A 1,057-nucleotide genomic window follows, 5' to 3' on the forward strand; every position below is an offset into this window, starting at 1 on the left:
GAGGCATTTCGCAACTTCTCCGCAGGTAAACTCAAATTGTATTACGACATAGCCGACATACGACGGTTTATAGGCGCTCTCGCAGTAACCAAACTAATAATTTTACAGGGTATGTCGGGCACGGGTAAAACTTCGCTCGCTTACGCGTTCGGCGAGTTCTTAGACAATAAAACGGTTGTAGTGCCCATACAACCCATGTGGAAAGAACGCACCGACCTTGTTGGGTATTACAACGAGTTTACTCGCAGGTTCAACGAAACGACCCTTTTATACAAAATGTACGAGGCTAACTGCAACGAGGAAATTTACGTTACCGTTCTCGACGAAATGAACATTGCCCGCGTTGAATACTACTTTGCCGAATTCTTGTCGCTTCTCGAAATCCCCAACCCCGACGGCCGCAATTTAGACGTGGTTGCGGATAAGTGGGACGACGACCCCAAGCTTTTGCAGCACAACGGCAAACTTCGCCTGCCCACAAATATGTGGTTTGTGGGAACGGCAAACAACGACGATTCCACGTTCTCAATTTCCGACAAGGTTTACGACAGAGCAATGGTGCTCAATTTAGACAAAAAGGCGGTGCCTTTCGACGCTTCCGACGCTCGCGGCATAAAACTGTCGGCAACGCACCTCGAAAAACTGTTCGAACGCGCGTGGCGCGAATACGCTCTTTCCGACCGCAACATGCGCCGAATAAAAAAGCTGGACGAATACATGATACAGACTTTTCATATAACGTTCGGCAACCGAATAATGAAGCAGATACGCGCCTACGTTCCCGTTTTGGTGGCATGCGGAGGGACCGAACTCGAGGCGCTGGACGACATACTTTCGCGCAAGGTGTTCCGAAAGCTCGAATCCAAAAACCCGGTGTACGTAAAACAAATGGCGGACGGCGTGTGCGGATATTTAGACGAGCTGTTCGGCGAAGACAAGATGGCATTATGCAAAGAGGCAATACGGCTGATAGAACAGAACGTGTAATGCCGAGCATAGCCGCAACCGACGACAACAAAACCGTTCCCGTTATATACCCCCGTGAGGTAAAAGAATG

The 1,057-nt window shown here is 49.3% G+C and carries 1 protein-coding gene; it reads left to right on the forward strand.

From position 1 onward, the window contains the following. On the forward strand, nucleotides 1–987 hold a 987-nt coding region (locus NFR62_RS10115; RefSeq protein WP_251618074.1), incomplete at its 5' end, for an AAA family ATPase. Nucleotides 988–1,057: the final 70 nt, after the last annotated feature.

The organism is Pumilibacter muris (assembly GCF_943193045.1).
Lineage (GTDB): Bacteria > Bacillota > Clostridia > Christensenellales > Pumilibacteraceae > Pumilibacter > Pumilibacter muris.